Genomic DNA, 23,944 nt, shown 5'->3' with positions numbered 1-23,944 from the left:
ACCAGGGCTATTTCAGGATCAGCCCGAGGCGAACAACGACCGTATGCGGACCACCTGCTCGGCTCTCTCCGCGGCGGCCTGCTCCTCCAGTGTGCGGCCTCCCGCACCCTGCAGCAGCCGTTTGGTCGCGGTCGCGGCGGAGCGCTCCGTCGCGAGCAGCGCCGCCGCCAGGTCGGCCACGGCCGTATCCAGCTCCTCAACCGGAACGGCCAGCTCGGCCAGCCGGAGGCGCAGCGCCTCCTCCGCCCCGACCTTCCGGGCGGTGACACACAACTCCAGTGCCCTCGGCAGCCCCACGAGATCGACCAGCGGCTTGGTCCCCGTCAGGTCGGGCACCAGGCCGAGCGCCGGTTCCTTCATGCAGAACTGCACGTCGTCGGCCACGATCCGCAGGTCGCACGCGAGCGCGAGCTGGAATCCGGCCCCGATCGCGTGGCCCTGGACGGCCGCGATCGAGATGATCTCCGGACGACGCAGCCACAGGAAGGCCTTCTGCGCCTGGGCGATCCGCTCCTCGAAGCCCTCACCGAGCACCGAGGAGAACGAGCCCTCACCGGGGACTCCCCCGGGCGTGAACAGTCGCAGGTCGATGCCTGCGGAGAAGGACGGCCCCTCGCCTTTCACGACGACGATCCGCACGGCCTCGGGGAGGTCATCCCCGATCCGGGCCAGTGCCGACCAGGTGGCGAACGTCTGGGCGTTCCGCTTGTCCGGCCGGTTCAGCGTGATCGTCGCGATCTCGCCGTCCACCTCGTAGCGCAGTCCGACCTCAGCGAGCGCGCTCGCCGAGATCTGCTCCGCTCTCCCCCCTTGTGCCGCTTCCACAGCGTCGTTCACAGCCCGCAACCCCTTCCTGGCGGTCACGCCCGAGCCTACCGAACCCTGTTCGGTTGTCCGACCCCGGCCGGTCGGCTCGGGAGCGGACCGCTCTGGATCTGAGGTACACGAGCGGCTGCGGTCGCGCGGCGCGAGGCGGAACTAGCGCTTGGTCTTGCCTCGGGTCGCCCCGCCGCGTCCTCGCAGAGTCACGCCCGACTCGCTGAGGATGCGGTGGATGAATCCGTACGACCGGCCGGTGGAAGCGGCCAGGGCGCGGATGCTCTCACCCGCGGCATAGCGCTTCTTGAGATCGCTGGCCAGTTTTTCACGGTCGGCCCCGGTCACCCGGGTGCCCTTCTTCAGAGTCTCGGCCACGAGTACCTCCTGTAGTGCCAGACTTCCGCAGCGTTACTCACGCCATGATCAGTCATTTCGGCTCGATCGGCTACCTACTCCCAGGGAAAAGATCCGTACCCGGTAAATTTATGATCAGGCGAGGGCGACGAGATCGGAAAATTCCTCGCTCCACGCGTCTTCGACGCCGTCGGGCAGCAGGATCACCCGGTCGGGTTGCAGCGCCTCCACGGCTCCTTCGTCGTGGGTGACCAAGACGATCGCCCCTGTGTAAGAGCGCAGAGCCGTCAGCACCTGTTCCCGCGAGGCGGGATCGAGGTTGTTGGTGGGCTCGTCGAGGAGCAGCACGTTGGCGCTGGAGAGCACCAGCGTGGCCAGGGCCAGCCGGGTCTTCTCGCCGCCCGACAACACCCCGGCGGGCTTGTCGACGTCGTCGCCGGTGAACAGGAACGAGCCGAGCACCTTGCGCAGGTCGACGTCGGCCAGGTCGGGGCCGGCCGAGCGCATGTTCTCGAGCACCGTGCGGGTCGGGTCGAGGGTCTCGTGTTCCTGGGCGTAGTAGCCGATCTTCAGGCCGTGGCCGGGGCGCACCTCGCCGGTGTCGGGCTTCTCGATGCCGCCCAGGATGCGCAGCAGCGTGGTCTTCCCGGCGCCGTTGAGGCCGAGGATGACGACCCGGTGACCCCGGTCGACGGCCGCGTCGACGTCGGTGAAGACCTCGAGCGAGCCGTAGGACTTGGACAGGTCGACGGCCGACAGCGGGGTGCGGCCGCAGGGCGCGGGCGACGGGAAACGCAGCTTGGCGACCTTGTCGGAGCGGCGCTCGGGCTCGATCCCGCGCAGCAGGCGCTCGGCGCGGCGCTGCATGTCCTGCGCCGCCTTGGCCTTGGTGGCCTTGGCGCGCATCTTGTCGGCCTGCGCCATCAGCACCCCGGCCTGCTTCTCGGCGTTGGCCCGCTCGCGCTTGCGGCGCTTCTCGTCGGTCTCGCGCTGCGTCAGGTAGGCCTTCCAGCCGACGTTGTACGTGTCGATCACGCACCGGTTCGCGTCGAGATGGAGCACCCGGTTTACCGTCGCTTCAAGTAGACCAACATCGTGGCTGATGATGATCAAGCCGCCCTGGTGGGAACGCAAAAAATCACGAAGCCAGCCGATCGAGTCGGCATCGAGGTGGTTTGTCGGCTCGTCGAGAAGGAGAGTCTCCGATCCCGAGAAAAGAATGCGCGCCAGTTCGACCCGCCTTCGCTGACCACCCGAGAGGGTCTCCAGCGGCTGCCCGAGCACCCGGTCGGGCAGGCCCAGGCTGGAGGCGATCGAGGCGGCCTCCGACTCGGCGGCGTAGCCGCCCAGCACGTGGAGCCGGTCTTCGAGGCGGCCGTAGGCCTTCACGGCCTTGTCGCGGGTGCGCGGGTCGGCCGAGGTCATGCCGAGCTCGGCCCGGCGCAGGTCGCGGATGACCTCGTCGAGGCCGCGCGCCGACAGGATGCGGTCGCGGGCGATCACCTGGAGGTCGCCGGTGCGCGGATCCTGCGGCAGGTAGCCGACCGCGCCGGTGATGGTGACGGTGCCGCCGGCGGGCTGGCCCTCGCCGGCGAGGGTCTTGGTGAGCGTGGTCTTGCCCGCTCCGTTGCGGCCGACCAGGCCGATCTTGTCGCCGGGGTTGACCCGGAACGACGCTCCCTCGATGAGGAGGCGCGAGCCCACGCGCAGTTCGATGTCTGTTGCGATGATCATGGTTGGGGGACACTCCCGTGAGTAGCGAATGCTTCAGGACCGTGGGGACACGGAAGTGATCAATCGGGAGTGCGCATGCGTCGATTGTATGGTGGCCCGGCGAAATCCCCGACTTCTTAACCCGGGGGCGGATCGACCACCCTGATCCGCACCGCCCGGAACTCCTCGGGCGTCTTCTCCAGCACCGCCAGCCGGGGATCGGGAACGGTCAGGAACGGCCCGGTCTCCAGCACGAACAGGGGCGCGAGCCGCCGGTCGCCCCGGAGCTCGTCGATCGCCTTGCGGTCTCCCCCGGCGACGAACCCGGCCAGCCCTTCGGCCACCGACGGCAGCAGTACGCGGGCGGCCACGTCGGCGGCGGCCCCGAGGGCCTCGTCGGCCTGCTTCTCCCGGCGGCGGGCGAACCGCTGCTGCGACCACCCTCCGGCGGCGCTCCTGCCGTGGACCAGCCGGGAGCCGACCTTGGAGACGAGGAGCCGGTCGCCCTCGAAGACGCCGGCGGCGTATCCGCCGAGACGTACGAGGAGAACCGCGACCCGGCGGTCACGGGAGACGTGGGAGATCAGCGCCTCGGCGAGGGCGCCGGGGCGTGGCTCCAGAGGGCCGAACGGGACGTGACACTCCGCCACGGCCCCGTCCGGGGCGGTGAACACCACCTGTTCCGGGGTGCCCGTCTCCGACGGCGGCCCGCCGTGGCGGGTGGCGAAGTTGGCGAGCCAGCGGGGCAGCCGGGACGGGGGGATCGACACCCACCGTCCGCCCCCGGCGGCCGGGCGTGCGCTCATGGACGCCCAGAGTAGCGGCTGGGGCCGGAGCAGGACGTCCACGGTTGTCGGTATGGGGAAATGTGGGTGAATTTAAAATCACCGGCCTCAATGACGGCGGACAGGCGCACCAGAATCGTCGTGTGTCGGTTCCCATGCCCTATCCGGCGCCGGTCGCCGTCTCACCAGGTGAGCAGTCCTCCACGACCGGCCCGTTCACCGTGTCGGGGTACGTGCCGGCGTGGGCGGCCGCGCCCCAGAACCCCACCGGCGGCCCGCCGAACGCCTTCGGCCCGGTCGCCGGCTTCACGCCCGTCGTCGACCTCGACACCGGCGGTGTGATCGCCATACAGGTCAACGCGAGCACCCCCGCCGCCGAGCGGGCCGACGTCGGCGGCACCGTCGCGGGCATCCGCGCCGCCGCCGAGCACGACGCGCGGCTCCCCCTCGTGCTGCCCATCCCGGTCGCCGCCGTCTCGGCCGGTTCGGCGGGGCTGGCGCCGCTGCACGAGGCGATGCGGGTGGCCGGGCGGCGGCCGCGCGAGATCATCCTGACCATCGAGGGCGACCTCGACCCGGCCGACCGGTCCCGGCTGCTGGCCGGGGTCGACGGGCTGCGCGCGGCCGGTTACCTGATCGCCTTCGGCGGGGCCGGGGTCCGCCACGTCCCGCTCGACGTGCTGGCCGACGCCTCCCCCTACGTCATCCTGATCTCCCCCGAACTGGTGGAGCGCGCCCCCAAGGACGCCCGCCGGGCGGCCGTCGCCGAGGCGCTGGTCACGGTGGCCAAGGGCGTGGCGGCGCACATCCTGGCGCCGGGCGTGCAGGACGAGGTCCAGCTCGCGGCGGTGCGGGCGTGGGGGGTCAGGCTGGCCACCGGGCCGCTGCTCGCGCCGGGCGACTGGCGGCCGGCCGACGGGCGGGTGCACGTGCCGGTCCCGGCGACCGAGACCTCGCCGAACCTGGCCCATCTCCTCGGGCCGAGGGTGCAGGAGTTCCTGATGCCGGCCGTGACGCTGCCGATCACGGCGACCTCGGAGGACGTCGTGCAGGCCTTCGGCAACGAGGCCTCGATCACCAGCGTGATCCTGGTCGACGAATACCAGCGGCCGCAGTCGATGGTCGACCGCAGCCGCTTCCTGCTCTACATGGCGGGGGCCTACGGCCATGCCCTGCACGCCAAGAAGCCCGCCCACCGGATCGCCGACAGCGCCCGGCTGGTGCCCAAGACGACGCCGGCGATAGCGGCCATGCAGGTCGCCGGGCAGGACGCCAAGCGGGTCTACGACGACCTCGTGGTGGTGGACGAAGTGGGCCGCTGCCTGGGCACGGTCCACGTCAGCGACCTGATCAGGCACGTCGCCAACCGGCCGGTCCCGAAGTAGCGGGACCGGCCGGCGGGCCGTTCGCCTAGAGCCGGCAGGCGTAGATGTCGGTGATCAGGATCGCCTTGGCGCCGAGGTCCCACAACCTGTCCATGACCTGCTGGTGGCCCTTGCGGCGGATCATCGCGCGGACCGCCACCCAGCCCTCGCGGTGCAGCGGCGAGACCGTCGGCCCTTCCATGCCCGGAGTGACCTCGATGGCCTCGTCGATGCGCTCGACCCGGATGTCGTAGTCGATCATCACGTAGTCGCGCGCGGCCAGCACGCCCTGGAGGCGCCGGATGAGCTGCTGGAAGCCGTTGTTCTCGGGCGCCCCGACCTGCTTGATCAGGATCGCCTCGGACGTGGTGATCGGGTCGCCGAACACCTCCAGGCCGACGTTGCGCAGGGTGGTGCCGGTCTCCACGACGTCGGCGACGGCGTCGGCCACGCCGAGCCGGATCGCCGTCTCGACCGCGCCGTCGAGCTTGATGACGCGGGCGTCGACGCTCTGCTCCTCCAGGTAACCGGCCAGCAGACCGGCGTAGGCGGTCGCGACCCGCTTGCCGTTGAGGTCTTTGACGTTGGAGAACGCGCCGGGAGGCGCGGCGAAGCGGAAGGTCGACCGGCCGAAGCCGAGCGGCACCACCTCGTCGGCCGGGGCGCCGGAGTCGATCAGCATGTCGCGGCCGGTGATGCCGGCGTCGAGGGTGCCCTCGCCGACGTAGACCGCGATGTCACGGGGACGGAGGAAGAACAACTCGCAGGAGTTCTCCGGGTCGACGACCACGAGCTCCTTGCTGTCCTTTCGGGGGCGGTAACCCGCCTCTTTCAGGATGACCTGGGCGGCCTCGGACAACACGCCCTTGTTCGGTACGGCAAGGCGAAGCATTGTTGGAACCTTTCGGGATGGCCTCTGAGATGAGCGAGGTCCGGGCACCCGGGGGTGCCCTAAAGATGCTTGTAGACCTCGTCGAGCCCGATCCCGCGGGCCAGCATGAGCACCTGGAGGTGGTAGAGAAGCTGCGAGATCTCCTCAGCGGTCCGGTCTGCCGATTCGTACTCCGCCGCCATCCAGACCTCGGCGGCCTCCTCGACGATCTTCTTGCCGATCGAGTGGACCCCGGCGTCGAGCGCCTTAACGGTCCCCGACCCTTCGGGACGGGTGCGGGCCTTCTCGGACAGCACGTCGTAGAGCTCATCGAACGTCGTCACTCGCCCAAGCCTAATGCGGGTCGCCGCATGGATCACGGCAGCGTCCACTGAGCGAGACCGTGTCGCCTCCAGGTCGCCTCCAGGTCGCCTCCAGGTCGCCCCCGGGCCACTCCACCGGCGCGAACACCGGTCAGTGGCGCTCGGCTTCCCGGCCCGGGACCGCTTCCATCGGAGGCGTGGGAAAGTCACGGCGAGAGGGTGCGGACCATGATCCGCAGAGCCCGGCGCAACTCCGGCTCCTCAAGGTGGCCGAAGCCGAACACGATCCCGTTCCCGGCCCGGCCGCCCGGGTGGTGGAAGGCCGCGAGGGTGGCCACCCTGACCCCGCGCGCCCGGAGCTGCTCGGCCAGCGCGAGAGCCGGGAGCGCCCGGGGCAGCAGCAGGGTCGCGGCGGCGCCGGTCTCGGTGCCGACGACCCGGGTGTCGCGCCGGACCCCCGCCAGCGCCTGGCGGACCGTCGCCCGGCGCCGGGCGAAGATCGCCGACAGCCGGTCGACCCGCCGGGTGACCGCGCCCGTGGCCAGCAGGTCGGCGGCGGCCCGCTGGCAGGTCTCCGGCACCGCGCAGGCCCGCTTCCGCACCCCGTCGGCCAGGTGGCGCGGCACGACGAGATAGGCCAGCCGCATCCCCGGCGTCAGCAGCTCGCGGAACGAGCCGAGCATGATCGTCCTCGCCGGTTCCCCCAGGGCCAGCAGCGACGGGCACGGGTTCAGGCCGGCGTTGAACAGCCCGTCGAAGGCCGGCTCGATCAGGTAGGTCCCCCGGTCGGCCGCCCAGGCCGCCAGCGCCCGCCGGTGCTCGGTCGGCAGCCGGTGGCCCAGCGGTTCGTTGCGGTCGGGCGTGAGCACCAGAGCGTCCACACCGGCCGGAACCTGCGGTCCGGCGGAACCGACCGGGACGGGCACCACGTGCCCCGTATGACCCGTCAGGGCCCTCCTGAGGCGGGGCAGCGCCGGGTCCTCGATCCCGACGACCGGGCGGCCCTCGGGAACCGCGAGCTGGAGCGCCGTCTCGCAGCCGGTGGTGACCACGATCTCGTGCCGGTCGAGCACCAGCCCCCGGGTGTCGCGCAGGTGGGCGGCGATGGCCGACCGCAGCTCCGGCAGCCCGCCGGGCGGCGGCTCGGCGGCGCTCGGCGCGCGGTGGCCGGCCCGGCGCCAGGCCGCCCGCCACTCGGCCAGCGGGAAGGCGTCGGCGGTCGGCTGGTCGGGCCGCATGTCGACGACGTTCGGGCGGGCCGGCGGGCGCAGCGGCGCCCGTTCGGCCTGCCGCGCCCGCGCGGCGACGTAGGTGCCCGACCCGTGGCGGCTGGTGACGTACCCCTCGGAGTGCAGGATCTGGTACGCCGTCAGCGCCACCCCCCGGGAGATCTTGAGCGCCACGGCCATGGTCCGTGTGGACGGCATGCGGATCCCCGCCGCGAGTCGTCCCGAGTCGATGGCCTGGCGGAGTTGTCCGGCGAGCTGGTCGGGCAGCGGCTCGGCGGCGCCGCGGCCCAGGTGGATCGGCACGCGGAGCCCTTGTGGGTTGCGCATGGTTCATGTCCCCGTCGTTTCGGCGAATCTCTGTCACCTAGGGCGTGACACGGATGTTCCATCGCGGGGAACGGCCGTCCGACGTGCCGTGAGACGACGGAACGCCGGTCCCCCGCATGGGGAACCGGCGTTCTCTACTGCTGACTAGCGGCCGTTGAAGCGGCCACCCGGACGGCCCTGGCGGAAGCCGCCGCCGCCCGACCGGCCGCGGAAGCCGCCGCGGGCGCGGTCCTCGCCGAAGGTGCGGGGCTCGCCCCGGTCGTCGCGGACCGGGCGCTCGCGGTCGTTGTTGTACGCCCTGGGCGCGCGGTCGTCACGGAAGTGACCCCGGGCCGGAGCCGGGGCGGCGGCGTCCCGGCGCGGCCGGTCGTCGCCCTGGAAACGGGGCCGCTCGTCGCGGTGACGGGGCCGGTCGTCGTTGTGGCGCGGCCGGTCGTCGCCCTGGAAGCGGGGCCGGTCGCCCTCGCGGCGGGGACGGTCGTCGCCCTCGCGGCGCGGCCGGTCGTCGTGGGCGAAGCGCGGACGGTGCCCGAACTCGCGGCGCTGCCGGTCGTCGCCCTCACGGCGCGGCCGGTCGTCGCCGAAGTCGCGGCGGGGACGGTCGTCGTGACCACCCTGGGGACGGTCGCCGTCGTACCGGCGACGACCCTCGAAGCGCTTGCGGCCACCCGACGGACGCTCCTCGCGGCCGCCGGAGCGGGGGCGGAGCGGCTTGCGGATGTCGGGCTCCCAGACCGGGATCGACTCGCCGCTGGGCTCGCGGGCCCCGGCGATGTCGGCCAGCACCGGGGCGCCCGGAATGGCGCGGTGCCGCGACGGCGAGATGCCGGCGCGCCGGGCCATGGCGTCGGTCGAGCGGCGCTCGTTGGGCATGACCAGCGTCAGGACGCTGCCCTTCTCGCCCGCCCGCGCGGTGCGCCCGCCGCGGTGCAGGTAGCTCTTGTGGTCGGCCGGCGGGTCGACGTGCAGCACGAGCGAGACGTCGTCGACGTGGATGCCGCGCGCGGCGACGTCGGTGCAGACGAGCACCTTGATGCCGCCCTCGCGGAACTCGCCGAGGATGCGGGTGCGCTGGTTCTGCCGCTTGCCGCCGTGCAGGCCGCCGGCCTGGACGCCGACGCGGGCGAGCTGCTTCACGACGCGGTCGACGCCGTGCTGGGTGCGCACGAACAGGATGGTGCGGCCCTCGCGGTTGGCGATCTCGGCGGTGACGGCCGGCTTGTCCTGCCAGCTCACCTGCACGAGGTGGTGCTCCATCGTCTCGACCGGCGAGGTGGCCGGGGCGAGCGAGTGGGTGATCGGCTCGACGAGGAACCGCTTGACGAGCTGGTCGACGTCGCCGTCGAGGGTGGCCGAGAACAGCAGCCGCTGGCCGTGGACCGGGGTCTGGTCGAGCAGCGCGCTGACGACCGGGAAGAAGCCGAGGTCGCACATGTGGTCGGCCTCGTCGAGGATGCTGATCTCGACGTCTTCGAGCGAGCACTCGCCCTGCTCGATCAGGTCGGTGAGACGGCCCGGCGTGGCGACGATCACCTCGACGCCGCGGCGCAGCGCCTCGATCTGCCGGCCCATCGACATGCCGCCGACGACGGTCTTCATCCGCAGCGACAGGCCCCGGCCGAGCGGCTCCAGGGCGTCGTTCACCTGGAGCGCGAGCTCACGGGTGGGGACCAGGATGATGGCGCGCGGGCGCTTGGGCAGCGCGCGGTCACCGGCGATGCGGGCCATCATCGGCAGCCCGAACGCGAGCGTCTTGCCCGAGCCGGTCTGGCCCCGGCCGAGCACGTCGTGCCCGGTCAGGATGTCGGGGATGCAGGCTTCCTGGATGGGGAACGGCGATTCGATGCCCTGACGGGCGAGCCCGGTGACCAGTGGGCGCGGCAGCCCCAGCGCGGCGAAGCCGTTGACGGCCTCGTCGGTGGAGTCGGTCGCGGACATGGTCGGTTCGAGCATGGTCACGTTGGTCGTGCCTTTCGGTGAGAGGACGTGCCGCAGCACGCAGGCGCGTCTCTTCTGCGAAAGGACGAGCCAAATTAAACCGGGGCGGCAGTCCGCCGCATCGGGGGAGGGCACCCCTTCCAAAGGTGCCGAGTGCCATCTCTGCGCACCGCCCGATAAACGCGCCGATCTCATCGTGGCGCGAGAAACTGCATAGCAGTGTGCAGTCGCCGCGGTTCACAGTCGCGGCAAACGGCCGCCCGCTCCCAAAGCGGACGGCCTTTGAAGTCAACCCTCGTATCTTACACCGGGAATCCCATTGGGAATCACACGTTGAAGCCGAGCATCCTCAGTTGGTCACGACCGTCGTCGGTGATCTTGTCGGGGCCCCACGGCGGCAGCCACACCCAGTTGATGACCACGCCGCTGACCAGGTCGGCGAGCGCCGAGTTGGCCTGGTCTTCGATGACGTCGGTCAGCGGGCAGGCCGCGCTGGTCAGCGTCATGTCGATCGTCACGACCGGCTTCTCGCCCTCGCCGGCGGGGTCGAGGTTGAGGCCGTAGATCAGGCCGAGGTCGACGACGTTCACGCCGAGCTCGGGGTCGACGACGTCGCGGAGGGCCTCCATGACCTCGTCGTTGGACAGGTCGCCGTCGTAGGGGGCGGCCGTCGGGGTCTCGGTCGGCTTGCTCATCTCAGGCACTCCTCACCACGGCGTCCTTGTACGCCATCCACGACAACAGGGCGCACTTCACCCGGGCCGGATATTTGGCGACCCCGGCGAACGCGACCGCGTCGCCGAGGACGTCCTCGTCGGCCTCCACCTGGCCGCGGCCCTGCATCAGCCGGGTGAACTCGTCGACGACGCCGAGGCTCTCCTCGACGGTCGACCCGGTGGCCAGCTCGTGCAGCACCGAGGCGGCGGCCTGGCTGATCGAGCAGCCCTGACCCTCGTAGGAGACGTCGAGGACCTTGCCCTCGTCGACCTTCACCCGCAGCGTGATCTCGTCGCCGCAGGTGGGGTTGACGTGGTGGACCTCGGCGTCGAACGGGTCGCGCAGGCCACGGCCCTGGGGGTGCTTGTAGTGCTCCAGGATCAGTTCCTGGTACATCGACTCAGCGATCATCCGAACACCTTCTGCACATGGTGGAGCCCCCGCGCCAGGGCGTCGATCTCATCCGTGGTGTTGTAAAGGTACAACGACGCACGAGTGGTGGCGGGGATGCCGAACCGCAGGTGAAGCGGCCTGGCGCAGTGGTGACCGACCCTGACGGCGATGCCGAACGCGTCGTCGAGGATCTGCCCGACGTCGTGAGGGTGGATGTCGTCACCCGACAGGTTCTTCAGGGTGAACGAGATCGTGCCGCCCCGCGCGATGTTCGTGCGCGGGCCGATCACCTTCAGGCCGGGGATCTCGCCGAGCGCGTCGAGGGCGTAGCCGGTCAGCGCCTTCTCGTGGGCCTTGACGTCGGCCATGCCGATGCCGGTCAGATAGTTGACCGCCGCGCCCAGGCCGATGGCCTCGACGATCGGCGGGGTGCCGGCCTCGAACTTGTGCGGCACCGGCGCGTAGGTCGAGCGGTCCATCCAGACCGCCTCGATCATCTCGCCGCCGCCGAGGAACGGCGGCATGGCGTCGAGCAGCTCACGGCGGCCCCACAACACGCCGATGCCCGACGGGCCGACCATCTTGTGGCCGGTGAAGGCCACGAAGTCGACCCCGAGCTCGGTGACGTCGACCGGCATGTGGGGCACCGACTGGGACGCGTCGAGCATCATCAGCGCGCCGACCTCGCGGGCGCGGGCCAGGATCGGCGAGACCGAGTTGACCGTGCCCAGCACGTTGGACTGGTGCACGATCGACACGATCTTGGTGCGCTCGTTGACCAGGTCGTCGAGGTCGCCGAGGTCGAGGCGGCCCTCGTCGGTCACCTTGAACCAGCGCAACGTGGCGCCGGTCCGCTGGGCGAGGAACTGCCACGGCACGATGTTGGAGTGGTGCTCCATCTCGCTGATCACGATCTCGTCGCCCGGCCCGACCCGGAAGCGCTCGTCGGTGGCGATCGGGTTGCCGAAGGCGTACGCGACGAGGTTGAGCGCCTCGGAGGCGTTCTTGGTGAAGACGATCTCGTCGCGCGACGGGGCGCCGACGAACGCCGCGATCACGTCGCGGGCGTCCTCGTAGGCGGCCGTCGACTCCGCGCCCAGCGTGTGGTGGGCGCGGCCGACGTTGCTGTAGTGGTGGGCCAGGTGGTCGCGCATCGTGTCGATGACCTGGTTCGGCTTCTGCGAGGAGTTGCCGGAGTCCAGGTAGACGAGCGAGCGCCCTCCTGGCAGCTCACGAGAGAGGACCGGGAAGTCCTTTCTGATGAGATCGACGTCGAACATCAGGAACTGACCTTCGTGTAGGCCTCGTAGCCCTCGTTCTCCAGCTTCTCGGCGAGCTCGGGACCGCCTTCTTCGACGATGCGGCCGGCCGCGAAGACGTGCACGAAGTCGGGCTTCACGTAGCGCAGGATGCGGGTGTAGTGGGTGATCAGCAGCACGCCGGTGTCACCCGAGGCGCGGAAGCGGTTGACGCCCTCGGAGACGACGCGCAGGGCGTCGACGTCGAGGCCGGAGTCGGTCTCGTCGAGGACGGCCACCTTCGGCTTCAGCAGTTCGAGCTGGAGGATCTCGTGGCGCTTCTTCTCACCGCCGGAGAAGCCCTCGTTGACGTTGCGGGTGGCGAAGGCGGAGTCGATCGCCAGGGCGTCCATGCCGGTCTTGAGGTCTTTGGCGAACTGGCGCAGCTTGGGCGCCTCGCCCTGCACGGCCGTCACGGCGCTGCGCAGGAAGTTGGACACCGACACGCCGGGGACCTCGACGGGGTACTGCATCGCGAGGAACAGGCCGGCGCGGGCGCGCTCGTCGACCGACATGTCGAGCAGGTCGTCGCCGTCGAGGGTGACGCTGCCGCTGGTGATCGTGTACTTGGGGTGGCCGGCGATGGCGTAGGCGAGCGTGCTCTTGCCCGAGCCGTTGGGGCCCATGATGGCGTGGGTCTCACCGGCGCTGACGGTCAGGTCGACCCCCTTGAGGATCTCCTTGTCGCCGACGGAGACGTGCAGGTCGCGGATCTGGAGCGTGGACACGTTATGACTCCTTCGAGAGCGAGACATACACGTCGTCGCCTTCGATCTTGACTCGGTATGTGGGAACGGGCCTGGTCGCCGGAGGGCCCGTCGGCTTGCCGGTACGGATGTCGAAACACGATCCGTGCAGCCAGCATTCCAGCGTGCCGTCGTAGACCTCTCCCTCGCTGAGGCGCACCTCGGCGTGGGAGCAGACGTCGTGGACGGCGTACACCTCCGTGCCCTCGCGGACGAGGGCCACGGGGGTGCCGTCGACCTCGACGCCGATGACGCCCTCGTCGGGGACGTCCTCGACCTTGCAGACCTTCTCGAACACGGGCTCGAAGCTCATCGGGCCAGCTCCGCCTCGACGGCGGCCAGCACCTTCTCCTGGATCTCCGGCACCTCGATGCGCTGGATCAGCTCGTTGAAGAAGCCGTGGACGATGAGCTTGCGGGCCTCGTCGGCGGGGATGCCGCGGGCCTGCAGGTAGAACATGTGCTCGTCGTCGAGCCGGCCGGAGGCCGACGCGTGGCCCGCCCCGGCGATCTCACCGGTGAGGATCTCCAGGTTCGGCACCGAGTCGGCGCGGGCGCCGTCGGTCAGCAGCAGGTTGCGGTTGAGCTCGTAGGTGTCGGTGCCCTCGGCCTCGGCGCGGATGATCACGTCGCCGATCCAGACCGTGTGGGCGTCGTCGCCCTGGAGGCCGCCCTTGTAGGTGACGTCGGAGGCGCAGTTGGGCACGCTGTGGTCGACCAGGAGACGGTGCTCTAGGTGCTGACCGGCGTCGGCGAAGTAGAGCCCGACCAGCTCGGCCCGCCCGCCGGGCGCCGTGTAGGCCACCCGCGGCGAGATCCGCACCACGTCGCCCCCGAGGGTGACCACGACCGACTTGAACGTGGCGTCCCTGCCGACCAGCGTCGTGTACTGCGCCACCTGGACGGCGTCGCGGTCCCAGTCCTGGTTCGACACCACGGTCAGCTTGGCGCCGTCGCCGACGACGAACTCGACGTTCGCGCCCTGCACGCCGGTGCCCGTGTAGTTCAGCACGACGACCGCCTCGGCCATCGGCTTGACGTCGACGAGCAGGTGGCGGAACACCGTGCCGCCCTGCCCGTGGACGTTGACCACGATCGGCTCGGACGCCACGAGCTCCTTGGGCACGGTGATGACACCGGCCTTCTCGAACGCGTTGTACGCCTGCGCCGCCACCCGGTCGGCCGGCTTGCCCGCCGTGCCGATCCGGGGGTCTTCCCGGCTGACCAGCTCGTAGCTCACCCCGGACGGGGTCAGGACCTCGGTGCGGTCGTTGCCGTCGTTGACGGCCGTACCGTCGTGGAGGCCCTTCAGCCGCGACAGCGGCGTGAACCGCCACTGCTCCTCACGTCCGGTCGGGACGGGGAAGTCGGCCAGGTCGAAGGAGGCCGTCTCGTGCAGGGTCACGAGCGGCTTGGTCTCAAGACCCATGGTTAGCCCACCGCTCCTTCCATCTGAAGTTCGATCAGACGGTTGAGCTCCAAGGCGTACTCCATGGGAAGTTCACGGGCGATCGGCTCGACGAAGCCGCGCACGATCATGGCCATGGCCTCGTCCTCGTTCAGACCGCGGCTCATCAGGTAGAAGAGCTGGTCTTCGGAGACCTTCGAGACGGTCGCCTCGTGGCCCATGGACACGTCGTCCTCGCGGACGTCGACATAGGGATAGGTGTCGGAGCGGCTGATCTGGTCGACCAGCAGGGCGTCGCACTTGACCGTGGAGGCCGATCCGGCGGCGCCCTCCTCGATCTGGACCAGGCCCCGGTAGGAGGTGCGGCCACCGCCGCGCGCGACCGACTTGCTGATGATCGTGCTGGAGGTGTTGGGCGCCAGGTGCACCATCTTGGCGCCGGCGTCCTGGTGCTGGCCCTCGCCGGCGAAGGCGATGGAGAGGGTCTCGCCCTTGGCGTGCTCGCCCATCAGGTAGACGGCCGGGTACTTCATCGTGACCTTGGACCCGATGTTGCCGTCGATCCACTCCATGGTCGCGCCCTCGTACGCCACGGCGCGCTTGGTGACCAGGTTGTAGACGTTGTTCGACCAGTTCTGGATGGTCGTGTAGCGGCAGCGGGCGCCCTTCTTCACGATGATCTCCACGACCGCGCTGTGCAGCGAGTCGCTGGAGTAGATCGGGGCGGTGCAGCCTTCGACGTAGTGGACGTAGCTGTTCTCGTCGACGACGATCAGGGTCCGCTCGAACTGGCCCATGTTCTCGGTGTTGATCCGGAAGTAGGCCTGGAGCGGGATCTCGACGTTGACGTTCGGCGGCACGTAGATGAAGGAGCCGCCCGACCACACGGCGGTGTTCAGCGCGGCGAACTTGTTGTCGCCGACGGGGATCACCGAGCCGAAGTACTCCTTGAAGAGCTCCTCGTGCTCGCGCAGGCCGGTGTCGGTGTCGACGAAGATGACACCCTTCTCCTCAAGGTCCTCACGGATCTTGTGGTAGACCACCTCGGACTCGTACTGGGCCGCGACGCCCGCGATGAGCCGCTGCTTCTCGGCCTCGGGGATGCCCAGCTTGTCGTAGGTGTTCTTGATGTCGGCGGGCAGCTCGTCCCAGGACGCCGCCTGCTTCTCGGTCGACCGCACGAAGTACTTGATGTTGTCGAAGTCGATGCCCGTGAGGTCGGAGCCCCAGGTCGGCATGGGCTTGCGGCCGAACAGGCGCAGCCCCTTGAGACGCAGGTCGAGCATCCACTCGGGTTCGTTCTTCAGCGCGGAGATGTTCCGCACGACGTCCTCGTTCAGGCCGCGGCGCGCCACGGCGCCGGCGGCGTCGGGGTCGGACCAGCCGAACTTGTAGTTCCCGAGGCCTTCCAGCTCCGGGCGGTCGGTGACAGTCACCTTCCGGGCTCCTTGCTCTCTATACGAGTGGCTCGCGCCAGCGCGTGGGGGCTGACGTGGGTGGTGCAGATTCCGTCTCCGTGGGCGATGGTGGCCAGGCGCTGGACGGGCGTGCCCAGGAGACGCCCGAACGCTTCGGTCTCGGCCTCGCACAACTGCGGGAACGCGGCCGCGACGTGGGCGACCGGGCAGTGGTGCTGGCAGAGCTGCTCCCCGCCGGTCGCCGTCTTGGTGGACGAGGCGGCGTATCCGTCGGCCGACAGGGCCTCGGCGAGCATGCGGACCCGCTGCTCGGCGGGGATCTGCCGCATCGCGGGCGCCAGCCGGGCGACCAGCCCGGCGACCTGCTGCCGGGCGAAGTCGGTGACCGCTTCGGCCCCCAGCCGTTCCTCCAGGAACCGCAGGGCGCTGCCGGCGAGGTCGTCGTAGGCGTGTTCGAAGGCGCTGCGCCCGGCATCGGTGATGCCGAACAGCTTGGCCGGACGGCCGCGCCCCCGCTGCCCCTTCTGGTGTGCCTGGCGGGGCTCGATCATCCCCTCGGAGAGAAGGTTGTCGAGGTGCCGCCGCACGGCGGCCGGGGTGAGCCCCAGCCGTTCGCCGAGGTCGGCGGCGGTGACCGGGCCGTGTTCGAGGATCAGGCGCGCGACCCGCGCCCGTGTTCCCCGTTCCGAGGGCACGCCGGAGGACCGCGTGGTCTCCCCTGCGCTGGTCCCGGTCACGTTTTTCACAACATCAGTGTGGCGTAATTCCTTCCCGCACGACAAACGGAACCCCGCATTCGTGGGGAATGCAATTTGTCACCCAGGTAAGGCTTACCTAAGTCAAACGGCCCGGCAGAGCAGGTCGAGCATATAGCCCGAGAGGCATCCTCCGATCCCTGACCTGGGACGACGTCCCCTTCACCGGCCGATCCCCCGCTTTCGGCGGCCATTTCCCGTTTTTCGCGAGCCCTGCGGAGGGGAGCCGCACGGCCGTATGCCTTCCATTCCGCACGGCCGATCCGGGCCGGTCTGTACCAGGCCCCCACCCGGAGGCCCATAGATCCGATGTCTATCGGGCCGGTGGCCGGAAATTGATCCGATCTCTGGCTGCACATCCACCCCATTGATCGTCATCCGAAGATCAAAAGCCCCTATCCATCGGACTAGACCACTCGGTGAGGCGTGGGTCACAAGTTGGTTGCGACGAAATTCATCGGATCTCAGAGCTTGTTTCGGTTAAGTTTCGGTGCTATTTCATTGTGAGATCACCAACCCGACCCATAAGGAACACCCGTGAGTCACCCCCCACGGCGGCTGCTCGGCGCCGCCACGGCGCTGGGGCTGGCCATGGCTCTGGGCGTGCCGGTGCTGCAGGGCAGCACCGCCACGGCTCAGGTCCAGGAGGCCGCAGCCGCGCAGGACGATCTGACCCTCTGGTACGACAAGCCGGCGACCAACTGGGAGTCGCAGGCCCTCCCGATCGGCAACGGCGCCCTCGGCGCGATGATCTACGGTGGCGTCGCCACCGAGCAGATCCAGTTCAACGAGAAGACCCTCTGGACCGGCGGCCCCGGCTCCAACGGCTACAACTTCGGCAACTGGACGACGCCGCGGCCCACCGCGATCGCCGACGTCCAGGCGCTCATCGACCAGAACAAGCAGATGACCCCGGCCCAGGTGGCGCAGCGCCTCGGCCAGGGCAAGACGAACTTCGGGTCCTACCAGACGTTCGGCGACATGTTCCTGGACTTCCCGGGCGCGCCGGCGAACCCGACCGACTACAAGCGGTCGCTGAACCTGAACGACGCGGTCGCCGCCGTCACCTACAAGGACGCCGGCGTCACCTACAAGCGCGAGTACTTCGCGTCCTACCCCAACAACGTCATCGTGGGCCGCGTCTCGGCCGACGCGGCCGGCAAGGTGAACTTCACCGTCCGCCACACCTCGCCGCGCAACGACAAGACGGTCAGCGTCTCCAAGGGCCGCATGACCATCCGCGGCAAGCTGGCCAACAACGGGCTCAACTTCGAGTCGCAGGTCAACGTCGTGACCGAGGGCGGCTCCCGGACCGACGGGACCGACCGCATCACGGTCGCCAACGCCGACGCCGCGTGGTTCGTGATCTCGGCCGGCACCGACTACTCGATGGAGTACCCGACCTACCGGACCGAGGACCCGCACGACAACGTGCGCCACTGGGCCAACTGGGCGTCGTCGATGTCGTACGCGGCCCTCAAGCAGGCCCACCTGAACGACTACCACGGGCTGTTCGACCGGGTGAAGCTGAACCTGGGCCAGCAGGCGCCGAGCGTGCCCACCAACGTGCTGCGCTCGTCCTACTCGGGCGGCTCGTCGGCGCAGGACCGCTACCTGGAGGCCCTGTTCTACCAGTACGGCCGCTACCTGCTGATCTCCTCCTCGCGTGAGGGGTCGCTGCCGGCCAACCTGCAGGGCGTGTGGAACAACGTCACGAACCCGCCGTGGGACGCCGACTACCACGTCAACATCAACCTGCAGATGAACTACTGGCTCGCCGAGCAGACCAACCTCGCCGAGACCACGATCCCCTACGACGAGTACATCGCCTCGATGGTCGCCCCAGGCAGGAAGACCGCGACCGACATGTACAACGCCCGAGGCTGGGTCGTGAACAACGAGACCAACCCCTGGGGCTTCACGGGCCTGCACAACTACGCCGAGTCGTTCTGGTTCCCCGAGGCCGCGGCCTGGACCACCCAGCAGATGTACGACCACTACCGGTTCAGCAACGACGTGAAGTACCTCAAGCGCACCGCCTACCCGGTGATGAAGGGCGCGGCCGAGTTCTGGCTGGACTTCCTGCACACCGACCCGCGTGACGGCAAGCTCGTGGTCTCGCCGTCGTACTCGCCGGAGAACGGCCAGTTCACCGCCGGGGCCTCGATGTCGCAGCAGATCGTCACCGAGCTGCTCACCAACACCCTGAACGCCGCCAAGACCCTCAAGGTCGACACGGCGCTGCAGGCCGAGCTGACCAACACCCTGGCCAAGCTCGACCCGGGCATCCGCATCGGCTCCTGGGGCCAGCTCCAGGAGTGGAAGGAAGACCTGGACAACCCCGGCAACACCCACCGCCACGTCTCGCACCTGTTCGCGGTGCACCCGGGCAACGCGATCAAGGCCGGCACCCCCGCGGGCGAGGCCGCCAAGATCTCGCTGACCGCCCGCGGCGACGGCGGCACCGGCTGGTCGAAGGCCTGGAAGATCAACTTCTGGGCGCGTCTCCTCGACGGCGACCACTCGCACAAGATGCTGAGCGAGCAGCTCAAGTCGAGCACCCTCGACAACCTGTTCGACACCCACCCGCCGTTCCAGATCGACGGCAACTTCGGCGCCACCTCGGGTGTCACCGAGATGCTGCTGCAGTCGCACCAGGACACCGTCCACGTCCTCCCGGCCCTCCCGGCCGTGTGGAAGAACGGGTCGATCTCCGGGCTGCGCGCCCGGGGCAACGCGACCGTCGACGTCGAGTGGGCCAACAGCAGCCTCACCAAGGCCGTCATCAAGGCCGGTGACACCGGTGAGCTGAAGGTCCGCGCCGGCGCGATCAACGCCCGTTACTCGTTCGTCGACGACCAGGGCAAGCCGGTCGACGCGATCCGCACCGGCGACACCCTCAGGTTCGGCGCCGAGGCGGGCCGTTCGTACACCCTCTACAACGAGATCCAGCTCTCGGTCTCGGCTCCCGCCGAGATCAGCGCCGGTCAGACCGTCCCGGTCAAGGCCACCGTCACCGCGATCCAGAACGCGTCCCCGGCGGGCACCCTGACCCTCCAGCTCCCCTCCGGCTGGACCGCCGACCCGGCCTCGACCCCGGTCGCCCCGGTTCCGGCGGGCGAGAGCCGCGAGATCACGGTCAACGTCACGGCCGGTCCGTCCACCGGAGCGACCTCGGCGCGTGTCCAGGCGACCCTGGCCGGCTCCGGCTGGTCGATCAGCGCCGCCACCGGCGCCGCCCTGAACCCGTGTGCGGTTCCCCCGGCCGACCGTGCCATCGTCGCCTGGGACCCGGAATCGGGCACGACCATCGCCGACCAGTCCGGCTCCGGCCGCGACGGCGTCGTGGTCAACGGCGCGGCGGCCTACGACACCGACGGCGGCCTGATCCTGGACGGCCAGAACTACGTCCGCACCGAGCAGCCGACCACCCTCGGCTACCTGCGTGAGGCCACGTTCGCGGCCGAGGTGAAGATCGGCGGCTCCGGCTACCGCCGCCTGTTCGACTCGCAGCCCTCGGGCAACCCCGGCACCGACGGCGTCCTGATGGACGTCACGCCGGACAACCGCCTGCGCCTCATCGGCGCCGGGCAGGGTGTCACGACCAACGCGACGCTGCCCACCGGCCGCTACATCGACCTGGTGATCACCCTCAACCGCAACGGCGCCATCGACGTCTACGTCGACGGCGTCCGCGCGGGCGGCGGCACCACCGGCTCGACCGGCATCTACGGCTGCAACACCCGGCCGCTGATCTTCGCCGCCAACCAGGGCGGCGGCGAGCGGATGACCGGCGCCGTCGACCGGATGGCCGTGCTGCCCTACGCGCTGCCCGCCAACCAGGTCTCGACCTGGCAGGACATCGCCTTCTAACCGAATCACGGGAGAACCGGCCGGGTGCTCACCGGCCGGTTCTCGCGTTTCAGGGGGTGCTCTCCCAGAGCCCCACGGCCGCTCCGAGAGGATCGGTGATGATCGCGAAGTTGCCCATCCCGGGCACCTCGGTCGGCCCCACCATCTGGCTCGCGCCCAGCCGCGCCGACTCCCGGAGGGAGGCGTCGAGGTTGTCGACCCCCAGGTAGGCCAGCCAGTACGACGACACCTCGGCCGGCATGTGGTCGGGCATGGCCATCATCCCGCCCAGCACGTGCCCGTTCTGGGCGAAGGTGGTGTACTCCATGTCCCCCATGGGCCGGGTCTCGGCCGTCCAGCCGAAGACCTCGCCGTAGAACTCCTTGGACGAGAAGGTGTCGCGGGTGATCAGCTCGCTCCAGTTGAGCGTGCCGGGCTCGTTGGCGAGCTGGGCGCCCATCTTGTCGATCGGCTGCCAGGCGCAGATGTAGGCCCCGGCGGGGTCCAGGAAGCCGGCCGTGCGGCCCTCGTTCATGATCTGCACGGGCTCGGTGACGATGGTGCCGCCGCTCTCGCGGACCATCTCCGTGGTCTTGGCGACGTCGTCGGTGCAGATGTAGGTGTTCCAGGCGGCGGGCATGCCCTCCTGGTAGACCGGGCCGACCCCGGCGACGTTCTTGCCGTGCAGGCGGAACACGCCGTAGCCGCCGTAGTCCTCGCTCTCTTCGTCGAAGACCGCCGTCCAGCCGAAGAGCTCGGTGTAGAAGTCCGTGGACGCGTCGATGTCGGGAGTGGACACGTCCACCCAACACGGCACGCCGGGTGCATAGCTCGTGAACTCGGACATGCGCCGCCCTCCTTGCGTTGAGCCGTGGGGACAATTCCACCCTTACACGCACAAACACCCCTGTCGGGGACCGTGGGCGTTCCCGGAGCAAGCCTTTACCGGCCCGGTCGCGGACGGAGGCGGGGTGCTCACTCCCTACACTCGGAGGCATGGAAGACGCCGCGGTCGAGGTCCGCGATCTGGTCAAGCGCTACGGCCGGGTGACCGCGGTCGACCACCTCGACCTGCGCTGCCGCCGGGGCGAGGTGACCTCGGTGCTCGGCCCCAACGGCGCCGGGAAGACCTCGACGATCGAGATCTGCGAGGGCTTCCGCACGGCCGACTCGGGCTCGGTGCGGGTCCTCGGGCTCGCGCCCGACGATCCGGAGCTGAAGCCGCGGATCGGGATCATGCTCCAGTCCGGCGGGGTGCCCCAGGCGGCCCGCGCCGGAGAGTGGCTGCGGCTGGTCTCGCGTTTCCACGCCCACCCGCTCGACCCGTCGGCCCTGCTCGACCGGCTGGGGCTCGCCGACCACGCCCGCACCCCCTACCGGCGGCTGTCCGGCGGCCAGCAGCAGCGGCTCGGGCTCGCGGCGGCCGTCATCGGCCGTCCCGAACTGGTCTTCCTCGACGAACCGACGGCCGGGCTCGACCCGCAGGCCCGGCACGCCTGCTGGGACATGGTGCGCGAGCTGCGCGCGGCCGGGGTGTCGGTGGTGCTCACCACCCACCACATGGACGAGGCCGAGAAGTTGTCCGACCACGTCGTGATCATCGACCGGGGCCGTGTGGTCGCCGAGGGCTCTCCCGCCGAGCTGACCGGCGCCGAGCGCCAGCTCCGGTTCCGGGCCCGCCCGGGGCTCAACCTCGACGAGGTGCTCAGCGCCCTGCCGCCCGGGAGCGCGGCCAAGGAGTCCCCGGCCGGCCACTACATCATCGAGGGCCAGGTCGACCCGTCGATGCTGGCCACGGTGACCGCGTGGTGCGCCACCGAGGGCGTGACGACCGAAGACCTCAGCATCGAGCGGCGCACCCTGGAAGACGTCTTCCTGGAGCTGACCGGACGGGAGCTACGTTGACCACCCTCGACCTGTCTCCGGCGCCCGGGGCCGCCCCGCTCGCGCGGATGGTGCTCGCCCAGGCGGGCGCGGAGGTCCGCGCCACGCTGCGCAACGGCGAGCAGCTCCTGCTGACGCTGATCATCCCGATCCTGCTGCTCGTGGGCTTCTCCAAGGCGCCGTTCCTCGACGTCGAGGGCCCCCGGGTCGACTTCGTCGCGCCCGGCGTGCTGGCCCTGGCGGTGCTCTCGACGGCGTTCACCGGCCAGGCCATCGCGACCGGCTTCGAGCGGCGCTACGGCGTCCTGAAACGCCTGGGGGCCACTCCCCTGTCGCGGACCGGCCTCATGCTGGCCAAGACCGCCGCGGTGATCGTGGTGGAGGTGCTGCAGATCGTGGTGCTGGTGCTGGTGGCGCTCGCGCTCGGCTGGTCGCCCCACGGCAACCCGCTGACGGTGGCGCTGCTGGTCGTCCTGGGCACGGCGGCCTTCAGCGGCCTCGGGCTGCTGATGGCCGGCACCCTGCGCGCCGAGGCGACGCTGGCCGGGGCCAACCTGGTCTACCTGCTGCTGCTCGCGCTGGGCGGGGTGGTGCTGCCCGTCTCGGCCTTCCCCGAGAGCATCCGGCCGCTGCTGGAGATCCTGCCGATCACCGCCCTGACCGACGGAGTGCGGTCGGTGCTGACCGGGGTGGGCGGATTCCCCATGGGCGCGGCGCTGGTGCTGCTGTCGTGGGCGGTGCTGGCCCTGGCCGCGGCGGCCCGCTGGTTCCGCTGGGAGTAGCTCCCCGGACCGTCTCACAGAGCGGAATCAGGAGCGATCTTGGGTTTTGCCCCTTACAGTGAGACCCGCTGATTCCGGGTGAGGGGTGGGACGAAAGTGACCGCTGACGCGGGGGCGTACAAGGGGTCGTTCCGGCTCGCCGACGCCGTTCCGCCGCCGCTGCTGGTGATGCTGGGCATCGTCTCGGTGCAGATCGGCGCGGGGCTGGCCAAGAACCTGTTCGCGCAGCTCTCCCCCACCGCCGTGGTCTTCCTGAGGATCGCCGCGGGCACGCTCGTGCTGGTCGCGTTCGTCCGGCCCCGGGTCAGGGGGCTCTCGTGGGAGAGCATCGGGATCGGGGTGGCGTTCGGGGCGATCCTGGCGCTGATGAACCTCTCGTTCTACGAGGCGCTGGCGCGGCTGCCCATCGGCATCGCGGTCGCCATCGAGTTCATGGGGCCGCTGGCCGTGGCCGTGGCGGCGTCCCGGCGGCGGCTCGACCTCCTCTGGGTGGGGCTGGCCGCGACCGGGATCGTGCTGCTCGCCCCCTGGGGCGACGCCGCGAACGCCGACTGGGTCGGGATCGCGTTCGCCGCCGGGGCCGGGGTCTGCTGGGGGGCGTACATCCTGTTGTCGGCGTCGGTGGGGCAGCGGTTCCCCGGCACGTCGGGGCTGGCCTTCGCCATGGTCGTCGCGACCCTCGTGATCGCGCCGCCGGGGATCGTCTCGGGCGGCCTGGGGCTGCTCGACCCGGCGATCCTGCTGATCGGGCTCGGCGTCGGGCTGCTGTCGTCGGTGATCCCCTACTCGCTGGAGCTGGAGGCGCTGCGCAGGATGCCGAAGCGGGTGTTCGGCATCCTGATGTCGCTCGAACCGGCCGTCGCCGCCCTCGTGGGGCTCGTCGTGCTCGGCGAGATCCTGCACCTGCGCGAGTGGGCCGCCATCGGGTGTGTGGTGGTCGCCTCGGTGGGGGCCGCCCGCTCCGGGTGA

22 protein-coding genes are annotated in these 23,944 nt (G+C 70.2%); 5 read left to right on the top strand and 17 right to left on the bottom strand.

What is annotated here, in order from left to right:
* Positions 1-18: 18 nt before the first annotated feature.
* The 4 genes from AW273_RS13115 to AW273_RS13100 all read right to left on the bottom strand — a co-directional run bounded on the left by AW273_RS13115 (position 19) and on the right by AW273_RS13100 (position 3,692).
* Positions 19-837 carry an enoyl-CoA hydratase/isomerase family protein gene (locus tag AW273_RS13115; protein ID WP_439648626.1) on the bottom strand — a complete coding sequence of 273 codons (819 nt, stop codon included), beginning with the start codon at positions 835-837 and terminating at the stop codon, positions 19-21.
* Positions 838-978: 141 nt separating this feature from the next.
* Positions 979-1,194, bottom strand: a complete 216-nt coding sequence (locus tag AW273_RS13110) for a helix-turn-helix domain-containing protein (protein WP_030452286.1) — start codon at positions 1,192-1,194, stop codon at positions 979-981.
* 114 nt (positions 1,195-1,308) lie between these two features.
* The gene (locus AW273_RS13105) at positions 1,309-2,907 is read right to left on the bottom strand and encodes an ABC-F family ATP-binding cassette domain-containing protein (RefSeq protein WP_062348566.1); all 1,599 of its coding nucleotides are present in this window, start codon (positions 2,905-2,907) and stop codon (positions 1,309-1,311) included.
* Positions 2,908-3,023: 116 nt separating this feature from the next.
* Entirely contained in the window at positions 3,024-3,692 is a 669-nt protein-coding gene (locus AW273_RS13100; protein ID WP_062348734.1) for an acVLRF1 family peptidyl-tRNA hydrolase, read from the bottom strand.
* Positions 3,693-3,814: 122 nt separating this feature from the next.
* Here AW273_RS13100 and AW273_RS13095 point away from each other — a divergent pair, with 122 nt between their 5' ends.
* Entirely contained in the window at positions 3,815-5,056 is a 1,242-nt protein-coding gene (locus AW273_RS13095) for an EAL domain-containing protein (RefSeq protein ID WP_232327366.1), read from the top strand.
* Between the two features lie 25 nt (positions 5,057-5,081).
* Here the strand turns inward: AW273_RS13095 and hisG are convergent, their stop codons facing one another.
* From hisG to AW273_RS13035, 12 genes are all read right to left on the bottom strand, one after another.
* Complete coding sequence (gene hisG, locus AW273_RS13090; RefSeq protein ID WP_062348565.1) at positions 5,082-5,927, bottom strand: ATP phosphoribosyltransferase; 846 nt, start codon at positions 5,925-5,927, stop codon at positions 5,082-5,084.
* A 59-nt stretch (positions 5,928-5,986) separates the two neighbouring features.
* Complete coding sequence (locus AW273_RS13085) at positions 5,987-6,250, bottom strand: phosphoribosyl-ATP diphosphatase (RefSeq protein WP_030452281.1); 264 nt, start codon at positions 6,248-6,250, stop codon at positions 5,987-5,989.
* 185 nt (positions 6,251-6,435) lie between these two features.
* Positions 6,436-7,785, bottom strand: a complete 1,350-nt coding sequence (locus tag AW273_RS13080; RefSeq protein WP_083949733.1) for an aminotransferase-like domain-containing protein — start codon at positions 7,783-7,785, stop codon at positions 6,436-6,438.
* Between the two features lie 144 nt (positions 7,786-7,929).
* Complete coding sequence (locus tag AW273_RS13075) at positions 7,930-9,783, bottom strand: DEAD/DEAH box helicase (RefSeq protein ID WP_232327364.1); 1,854 nt, start codon at positions 9,781-9,783, stop codon at positions 7,930-7,932.
* Positions 9,784-10,049: 266 nt separating this feature from the next.
* The gene (locus AW273_RS13070) at positions 10,050-10,418 is read right to left on the bottom strand and encodes a metal-sulfur cluster assembly factor (RefSeq protein WP_062348563.1); all 369 of its coding nucleotides are present in this window, start codon (positions 10,416-10,418) and stop codon (positions 10,050-10,052) included.
* Between the two features lies 1 nt (position 10,419).
* On the bottom strand, positions 10,420-10,851 hold the full coding sequence (gene sufU, locus AW273_RS13065; protein ID WP_030452277.1) for a Fe-S cluster assembly sulfur transfer protein SufU: 432 nt from the start codon (positions 10,849-10,851) through the stop codon (positions 10,420-10,422).
* A complete protein-coding gene (locus AW273_RS13060) occupies positions 10,848-12,113 on the bottom strand; it encodes a cysteine desulfurase (RefSeq protein ID WP_062348562.1) in 1,266 nt (421 codons plus the stop codon). The genes sufU and AW273_RS13060 overlap by 4 nt, the downstream gene beginning before the upstream one ends.
* The gene (sufC, locus tag AW273_RS13055) at positions 12,113-12,859 is read right to left on the bottom strand and encodes a Fe-S cluster assembly ATPase SufC (RefSeq protein ID WP_062348561.1); all 747 of its coding nucleotides are present in this window, start codon (positions 12,857-12,859) and stop codon (positions 12,113-12,115) included. The genes AW273_RS13060 and sufC overlap by 1 nt, the downstream gene beginning before the upstream one ends.
* Position 12,860: 1 nt before the next feature.
* Entirely contained in the window at positions 12,861-13,190 is a 330-nt protein-coding gene (locus tag AW273_RS13050) for a non-heme iron oxygenase ferredoxin subunit (RefSeq protein ID WP_062348560.1), read from the bottom strand.
* A complete protein-coding gene (gene sufD, locus AW273_RS13045; protein ID WP_062348559.1) occupies positions 13,187-14,305 on the bottom strand; it encodes a Fe-S cluster assembly protein SufD in 1,119 nt (372 codons plus the stop codon). Before sufD ends, AW273_RS13050 begins: the two co-directional genes overlap by 4 nt.
* Before the next feature lie 2 nt (positions 14,306-14,307).
* Positions 14,308-15,720: a Fe-S cluster assembly protein SufB gene (sufB, locus tag AW273_RS13040; protein ID WP_062348558.1), complete on the bottom strand. Its 1,413-nt coding sequence runs from the start codon at positions 15,718-15,720 to the stop codon at positions 14,308-14,310.
* Positions 15,717-16,448 (bottom strand): helix-turn-helix transcriptional regulator, encoded by a 732-nt coding sequence (locus tag AW273_RS13035; RefSeq protein ID WP_062348557.1) that lies wholly within the window; start codon positions 16,446-16,448, stop codon positions 15,717-15,719. The genes sufB and AW273_RS13035 overlap by 4 nt, the downstream gene beginning before the upstream one ends.
* Positions 16,449-16,994: 546 nt before the next feature.
* Here AW273_RS13035 and AW273_RS13030 point away from each other — a divergent pair.
* Entirely contained in the window at positions 16,995-20,330 is a 3,336-nt protein-coding gene (locus tag AW273_RS13030) for a glycosyl hydrolase family 95 catalytic domain-containing protein (protein ID WP_063909943.1), read from the top strand.
* Positions 20,331-20,379: 49 nt separating this feature from the next.
* Here AW273_RS13030 and AW273_RS13025 read toward each other — a convergent pair whose 3' ends face one another.
* Positions 20,380-21,156, bottom strand: a complete 777-nt coding sequence (locus tag AW273_RS13025) for a VOC family protein (RefSeq protein ID WP_062348556.1) — start codon at positions 21,154-21,156, stop codon at positions 20,380-20,382.
* Between the two features lie 149 nt (positions 21,157-21,305).
* Here AW273_RS13025 and AW273_RS13020 point away from each other — a divergent pair, with 149 nt between their 5' ends.
* The 3 genes from AW273_RS13020 (at position 21,306) to AW273_RS13010 (ending at position 23,944) form a co-directional block, all read left to right on the top strand.
* A complete protein-coding gene (locus AW273_RS13020; protein WP_062348555.1) occupies positions 21,306-22,214 on the top strand; it encodes an ABC transporter ATP-binding protein in 909 nt (302 codons plus the stop codon).
* Complete coding sequence (locus AW273_RS13015) at positions 22,211-22,975, top strand: ABC transporter permease (protein WP_439648625.1); 765 nt, start codon at positions 22,211-22,213, stop codon at positions 22,973-22,975. The genes AW273_RS13020 and AW273_RS13015 overlap by 4 nt, the downstream gene beginning before the upstream one ends.
* A gap of 96 nt (positions 22,976-23,071) precedes the next feature.
* On the top strand, positions 23,072-23,944 hold the full coding sequence (locus AW273_RS13010; protein WP_232327362.1) for an EamA family transporter: 873 nt from the start codon (positions 23,072-23,074) through the stop codon (positions 23,942-23,944).

This window comes from Herbidospora yilanensis (assembly GCF_001570565.1).
Lineage (GTDB): Bacteria > Actinomycetota > Actinomycetes > Streptosporangiales > Streptosporangiaceae > Herbidospora > Herbidospora yilanensis.
The sequence above is the reverse complement of the archived record's forward strand: the minus strand, read 5'-3'. Positions and strand labels throughout refer to the sequence as shown.

Bases quoted from the DNA above. Each gene is read 5' to 3' on its own strand.
- AW273_RS13105 (WP_062348566.1), bottom strand. From the start codon at position 2,907: ATGATCATCGCAACAGACATCGAACTGCGCGTGGGCTCGCGCCTCCTC.
- AW273_RS13100 (WP_062348734.1), bottom strand. From the start codon at position 3,692: ATGAGCGCACGCCCGGCCGCCGGGGGCGGACGGTGGGTGTCGATCCCC.
- hisG (WP_062348565.1), bottom strand. From the start codon at position 5,927: ATGCTTCGCCTTGCCGTACCGAACAAGGGCGTGTTGTCCGAGGCCGCC.
- AW273_RS13080 (WP_083949733.1), bottom strand. From the start codon at position 7,785: ATGCGCAACCCACAAGGGCTCCGCGTGCCGATCCACCTGGGCCGCGGC.
- AW273_RS13070 (WP_062348563.1), bottom strand. From the start codon at position 10,418: ATGAGCAAGCCGACCGAGACCCCGACGGCCGCCCCCTACGACGGCGAC.
- sufU (WP_030452277.1), bottom strand. From the start codon at position 10,851: ATGATCGCTGAGTCGATGTACCAGGAACTGATCCTGGAGCACTACAAG.
- AW273_RS13060 (WP_062348562.1), bottom strand. From the start codon at position 12,113: ATGTTCGACGTCGATCTCATCAGAAAGGACTTCCCGGTCCTCTCTCGT.
- AW273_RS13050 (WP_062348560.1), bottom strand. From the start codon at position 13,190: ATGAGCTTCGAGCCCGTGTTCGAGAAGGTCTGCAAGGTCGAGGACGTC.
- sufD (WP_062348559.1), bottom strand. From the start codon at position 14,305: ATGGGTCTTGAGACCAAGCCGCTCGTGACCCTGCACGAGACGGCCTCC.
- AW273_RS13025 (WP_062348556.1), bottom strand. From the start codon at position 21,156: ATGTCCGAGTTCACGAGCTATGCACCCGGCGTGCCGTGTTGGGTGGAC.
- AW273_RS13020 (WP_062348555.1), top strand. From the start codon at position 21,306: ATGGAAGACGCCGCGGTCGAGGTCCGCGATCTGGTCAAGCGCTACGGC.